A 6582-nucleotide genomic window follows, 5' to 3' on the forward strand; every position below is an offset into this window, starting at 1 on the left:
CATTGTGTATTATCCGGAGCCAATATCCAAATTAATTGATAGTTTTACGAAGTTGCCAGGGATAGGACCGAAAACAGCTGTCCGCCTGGCATTCTTTGTACTGAATATGAAAGAAGAAGACGTGCTAGACTTTGCTAAGGCTCTTGCCAACGCAAAAAGGGAGCTAACACATTGTAGTATATGTGGAAATATTACAGATACCGACCCGTGTTCCATTTGTCAGGACGATTCGCGGGATCGCTCTCTTATCTGTGTGGTGCAAGATCCAAAAGATGTAATTGCGATGGAGAAGATGAAAGAGTTTAATGGAAAGTATCACGTACTTCATGGCGCTATTTCTCCTATGGATGGAATAGGACCAGAAGATATCAATGTTCCTTCCCTAATTAACAGACTTAAGGATGAAGAAGTTCAAGAACTAATCCTTGCAACCAATCCAAATGTTGAGGGAGAAGCGACTGCCATGTATATTTCGAGATTAGTAAAACCTTCTGGTATTAAAACAACTAGAATTGCACATGGACTTCCAATGGGTGGAGATTTGGAATACGCTGATGAAGTAACCTTATCTAAAGCCCTGGAAGGTAGAAGGGAAGTCTAGAAAGAGGCGAACAACATGAAAAAAGTGAAGGATTTAAAAAAGAAAGCAATGGATCAAGAATTATTGAACAAAATATTTACTTTAAAGGATGAGTGGACCAACTTAGAGTCCATTATGAGTAGAAGCGTGGAGCCGAGTGAGGAAGGGCAATACGAATTGGCTATTTCCAAGGCAAAGTACTTATATTTAATACGTGAAGCAAAAATAAGGAATATTTCTGCATTATAATAGCTCACATGCATCTATTTCATTCTTTTAAGTCTATTTGATTTCTCTTTCGCATAGATAATAGTAAGGAATCTATGGGAAAAGGGGACAAGTTATGATGAATGTATGGATTATACTAGGGGTGTTAGGTGCTATTGTTCTATTGTTTATTAAAGGGATACCGCTTCAATTTGTGCGATGGACAGGGAAACTTTTCATAAGAGTAACAATAGGAGTATTATGTTTGTTTTTCCTTAACATCTTTGGAGCACAATTAGGTTTGCATATCCCGATTAATGCCTTTACTGCTTTAGTTGCTGGATTTCTAGGATTACCAGGCTTAGCTAGCTTAACAGCGATACACGTTTTTATATTTTAATAGGTATTTATAGAATGAAGCTCTTACCTCCATTGGTAAGAGTTTTTTTAATTGTTATGTTTAATAAAAAATTTGCTACCATGTGTGCGTTACACTTTAGGAAAAGAGGGTATAGAATGATACTATACATTTCATTATTAGAAAGGAGAGACGGGAGATTTGAGTAGAGTCAATGTTTCGTTGCGTAAACAATCTTTTTATATAGATTATGCAGGTAGTGAGAGAATGAAAAACATGGACAATCCTCATTTACATAATGATTACGAAATTTACTATCTATTAGAAGGAGAAAGATATTTTAATATTAACGGTAAGCAATATAAAATCATAGCGAACCAAATGGTGTTTATACACCCCAATGTTCTCCATCAAACGAGTGAAGTACTGGGTATTCCTCATAAGCGGTTTGTTGTAAACTTTCGCAACGAGTTTCTGTCAGAAGAGGGACGTTATCTATTACAACGACTATTCAATGATGGGACATGTATCCTACATGTTCCACTACAAAAATTAAAGCAAATTCAAGCGTTATTGAATCAAATGAAAGAAGAATATACTAATCCGAGAGAGGATAGTAGATTATATTTAAAATCGTTGTTGTTACAATTATTGATTATTAGCAATAGGATAAGGGGGGATATTACCAATATTGATCGTACAGAAAAAAATGATGATTATCATGTACCTGACTTATTAAAATATATCCACAATCACTTCCATCAAAATCTCTCTTTACATAAGTTATCACAAACCTTTCACCTCAATGAACATTACATTAGTAGAATATTTAAACGGACAACAGGTTTCGGTTTTGTAGAGTATGTTAATCACTTGCGAATCACAGAAGCAGAACGGCTATTAAGTGAAACAAACTTACCCGTTCATCTAATAGCTCAACGAGTTGGATATTCCACACAAGTGCATTTCAACCGTGTGTTTAAACGCGCGAAAGGTCTATCCCCAAACCAATATCGCCAACGAATCTAGAACTTTTTACATACAGGTGATACATAGACCATGACTAATCGACCAACAAAAACGTTTAAGAAATGAAATGTATACAGCATAAAATGTTAGGTTGTCCTTGTTATACTTATAAATGTAAGCGCTTAATATATTACGAGAGGAGAGCTATAAAATGCGTAAATGGACAACCTTTTTCATTATCTTACTCGCTATACCAGTACTTTTTATCGTTTTTGAAGCGCGTAGTTTAGCTAAGACAATTGACTTCCCGGGTGATATTTTCGAAGCAGAAAAGGCGAAAGGTGAAGGGTTTATCGTTGATAATAAGCACCTCGGTTTTACCGGTGAGGGATTCATTGACTTCCAACCGAATGAACCAGGTGGATATATTGAGTGGGATATTCCGATAGAGGATGCAGGAGAGTATATTCTTGCCTTTCGTTATGCTCATGGGAAACCGGATAACCGTCACGCTCAATTAGAAGTGAACGGCAATGTTGTTGTGGAACAATTAGATTTCCCTCAATCTGGTGAATTTGACGATTATACATATACATCAGCGAAAACACAGTTATCGTCAGGTACACACAAAGTACGTTTAACCGCAACCGCCGATGAAGGTGGAGCGAATATCGATCATCTTTATGTGTATCGCGCGGTTAATATACTTACAGAAGCAGAAGATGGTAGCGGAGAAGGGTTTATTATTGATAATAAACATCAAGGATTTACAGGGGAGGGTTTTATTGATTATAACCCTAATGTACCAGGGGGTTACGTAGAGTGGACTGTCGATATTCCGGTATCCGCAACTTATTTTATTGATTTTCGGTATGCTCATGCGGGAGGAAGTAATCGACCTGCTGAGATAAGTATTAATGGAGAACCAGTAGAAGAGCTATCATTCCCACCAACTGGAGACTGGGCAGATTGGCGTTTGGAATCTACGTCAATCCATTTTGAGTCCGGAAGTAACGTGATTCGTCTAACTTCTACAGGAGCGGAAGGTGGTGGCAATATCGATCACTTCCGTATCCATAATGATAACGAATCCGATTCAAGTAATACCCCAGTTGATACAGAGTTAATGGAATTAGAAGAATGGATTGATGGCCTGACAATGCTTAAATTAAAGCAATTAGGCATTATACATGAACAAGAAAAAGCGGGCGAAGAGCTAATTACAGGAATGGAATTACTTGCACTTATCAATCGAGAGTTTGGATTAGAGAAACAGGCGGTTTACAAAAACATCCGACCACAAGCATCTATAGGACCTTATAATCCAACAGATTGGGAATATTATGTAGTGGACATTGCTCAATCTGACCAGTATGTTCCCGACTTTCTCTGGGATGAGATAGACTTCACCCAAACATTAAGTAAAAACCATCTTGCTATGATTGTTGGTGATTTGATGGATTATGTATCGGAAGAGGAAGAAGGAAAAGGGATGATGGGGAAATTAGCACGACAAGGAATGATGAATCCAAATCATCCAAAAAATCACGGTATTAAGTCTAATATGACGTGGAATGAAGCGAAGGCTATGGTCGCAAGCTTGATAGAGGAGTCAGAACAAGAATCGGATACGTTATTTATCACGAATGTACGTGCATTGACACCTCATTTAATAGCAGTAACGGTAAATGGTGAACTAAACGAGGTAGACATTGATGATATAAAACTATCCGTACCAACAGGTAGTTGGAATGGGTTAACACCATTATTAAATAAACATTTAAATGCGCCGAAGGCAGGAGTGACACAAGATAAATTCGGTAACACCGTTATTTTATTTGAGACAATCGAACAAATTGATGGAGAATTCTATTTTATTGAAAAGGAAGAAGGTAGCTTTACAGGGGATTTAGATGCAGCGAAAGAGCTTGCTGATAATATCATTACTTGGCAAATGGAAAACGGCGGTTGGTCTAAAGGTATGGATCATAGTAGAAAGTGGGATGGGGAAGAACCACGTTCGGAATGGGTTAACAGTGACGGAACGGAGCTGGGAATGATTGATAATGATGCAACAGTGAACGAAATGAGATTTCTTGCAGAAGTTTATACAGCAACAGGAGAGGAAAAATATCGAGATAGCTTTCAAAAAGGTCTTGAATTCCTATTTGATCTTCAATACGAAACAGGCGGTTTTGCTCAAGTATATCCACGAAGAGGCAATTACTCAGATATGGTCACGTTTAATGATGAAGCAATGATTCGTGTGCTGAATATGTTCGAGGACATAGTGCATGGTGAATATCCATACAACAGTGATATTGTTACAGAAGACACAAAGGCAGCAATAGAAGCATCCATTAATCGTGCAGTTCATTACATTTTAAATGCCCAAATCGAGGCAAATGGAGTAAAAACAGCATGGGGACAACAACATCATCCAGAGACATATGAACCAGTAGCTGGCAGAAGTTATGAGCATGCTTCTATCTCTGGGAAGGAATCTGTTGCTATTGTTCAATTTTTGATGGAACGGATGGATGAGTCTGAGGAGATACGAGATGCAGTAGAAGCTGCCTTAGCGTGGTACGACGAAACAAAGCTAGAAGGTATTCGCTATGTAAGTGGTGGAGATGAAAATGGAAATTACTTTGTAGAAGATGAGAATGCTATCACATGGTATCGTTTTTATGAGATTGGAACAAATAAACCTATCTTTTCCGGAAGAGACGGAGTAATTAAGCATGATATTCATGAAATTGAAGAGGAACGAAGAAATGGATATCAATGGGGTGGTAGTTATGGACATGTTCTATTAGAAATGGCAAAAACAACAGGCTATTTTGTGAATCGTATTTACGCTCAAACGGTCGGTAGTAATAATACTGATGAGAAAGGGAGAGTATTAACCGAAGGACAATTCATTCAACTAAAAGACTTTACGGAGACAATGAATCGTCTAGAAAACAAATTAGTTGTAGCGAAAGATGGAACAGGAAACTTCGATACCGTACAAGCAGCAATTGACGCCATACCGGAGCAGAGTGAAGATAGGATAGAAGTCTTCATTAAGAACGGTATATATGAAGAAGTTGTAACTATTCCTGCAGATAAACCAAATGTTCATTTAATAGGAGAAGATAGCGAAGATACAATAATTCGCTATGATAATTATGCAGGTAAGGATAATGGTGTGGGAGGTACTTTAGGTACTAGCGGTAGTGCTACAGCATTCTTCCGTTCAAATGATGTAACCATTGAAAGTTTGACGATAGAGAATAGTTTCGATGAATCAATTGAAACGGAAGGTAAACAAGCAGTAGCTGTATATGCTGCAGGAGAACGTATGGTATTTAATAACGTCCGTCTGTTAGGGAATCAGGATACACTGTTTGCTCATTCGGGCACTCAGTATTATTATGACAGCTATATAGAAGGAGATGTGGATTTTATATTTGGTGGAGCAAGTGCTGTGTTTGAAAATTGTACGATTCACTCGGTTGATCGAGGCTCTGATACGAATAATGGTTATATCACAGCTGCGAGTACACAACAGGATCAATATGGTTTCTTAATTCTTCGCAGTGAACTGACAAGTGACGCAAAAGAAGGAACGGTATATTTAGGGCGACCGTGGCAACCTAGTAGTAATCCAACAGCTATCGCTAATGTAGTGTACAAAGAAAGTTATTTAGGAGAGCATATTAAGGAAGAAGGATGGACAGAAATGGGTGGTTTTCAACCTGAGGACGCAAGACTATATGAATATAATAATGAGGGTCCTGGTGTAGCCATCAATAATAATAGAAGACAACTAACCGATGAGGATGCTACAGAATATACCGTAGAGAATGTTCTCGGTGGTTGGGTTCCTACATTAAATTAGAATAATTGAGATTGGGGCAAAACGGATTTACAACGTAACAGACAGACTACAGGTTATTGTAGATGAAGAGATTTTGCCCCAACTTTTCACTTACTAATTAATACGACTAAAATCTTAAAAATGAATAATAATAAATTTAAGGAGAAAAAAATCTAAAAAGTCCTTGCAAGGAATAAAACGATATGATATATTATTCAAGTCGCTTTTAAAAGCAGGCGTTCCAACTTCAAACTATAACAGGTTAACTGAAATAGACTTAATGAAATAATGAAGTGTTATATTGAACACATTGCACTAGATAATTTCAAAAAAAGCATTGACAGTTAATATGAAAAATGTTATATTTAAGAAGTCGCCAAAAAGCGATGCTTACAACTTGATCATTGAAAACTGAATCAAACAACGAGTAAGAAATATAAGCAATATGCTAGCTTTTAAGCGAGCAAGATCATATGTCGCAAGTCGGCATTAGCACAATATGTGCAAATCTTTTATTGAGAGTTTGATCTTGGCTCAGGACGAACGCTGGCGGCGTGCCTAATACATGCAAGTCGAGCGCGGGAAGCAAACCGATTCCTTCGG

General features: G+C 37.6%; 5 protein-coding genes and 1 rRNA gene. All 6 read left to right on the forward strand.

Annotated elements, in window-relative coordinates:
* Nucleotides 1–4 precede the first annotated feature (4 nt).
* Nucleotides 5–601 carry a recombination mediator RecR gene (recR, locus tag GGQ92_RS11010; RefSeq protein WP_184248548.1) on the forward strand — a complete coding sequence of 199 codons (597 nt, stop codon included), beginning with the start codon at nucleotides 5–7 and terminating at the stop codon, nucleotides 599–601.
* Between the two features lie 15 nt (nucleotides 602–616).
* Nucleotides 617–829 carry a YaaL family protein gene (locus tag GGQ92_RS11015; protein ID WP_184248551.1) on the forward strand — a complete coding sequence of 71 codons (213 nt, stop codon included), beginning with the start codon at nucleotides 617–619 and terminating at the stop codon, nucleotides 827–829.
* Between the two features lie 97 nt (nucleotides 830–926).
* Nucleotides 927–1187, forward strand: coding sequence for a pro-sigmaK processing inhibitor BofA family protein (locus GGQ92_RS11020; protein ID WP_184248554.1), 261 nt, complete (start codon nucleotides 927–929; stop codon nucleotides 1185–1187).
* A gap of 159 nt (nucleotides 1188–1346) precedes the next feature.
* Nucleotides 1347–2174 (forward strand): AraC family transcriptional regulator, encoded by an 828-nt coding sequence (locus GGQ92_RS11025; protein ID WP_184248557.1) that lies wholly within the window; start codon nucleotides 1347–1349, stop codon nucleotides 2172–2174.
* Between the two features lie 151 nt (nucleotides 2175–2325).
* Nucleotides 2326–6000, forward strand: coding sequence for a pectate lyase (gene pelA, locus GGQ92_RS11030; RefSeq protein WP_184248560.1), 3675 nt, complete (start codon nucleotides 2326–2328; stop codon nucleotides 5998–6000).
* Between the two features lie 490 nt (nucleotides 6001–6490).
* Nucleotides 6491–6582, forward strand: a 16S ribosomal RNA gene (locus GGQ92_RS11035); the annotation flags it as partial.

This window comes from Gracilibacillus halotolerans (assembly GCF_014206945.1).
Taxonomy (GTDB): Bacteria; Bacillota; Bacilli; order Bacillales; family Amphibacillaceae; genus Gracilibacillus; species Gracilibacillus halotolerans.

What these genes read in the sequence shown, in the direction of transcription:
- GGQ92_RS11015 (WP_184248551.1), top strand. Translation starts at nt 617, where the DNA reads ATGAAAAAAGTGAAGGATTTAAAAAAGAAAGCAATGGATCAAGAATTA.
- pelA (WP_184248560.1), top strand. Translation starts at nt 2,326, where the DNA reads ATGCGTAAATGGACAACCTTTTTCATTATCTTACTCGCTATACCAGTA.
- GGQ92_RS11020 (WP_184248554.1), top strand. Translation starts at nt 927, where the DNA reads ATGAATGTATGGATTATACTAGGGGTGTTAGGTGCTATTGTTCTATTG.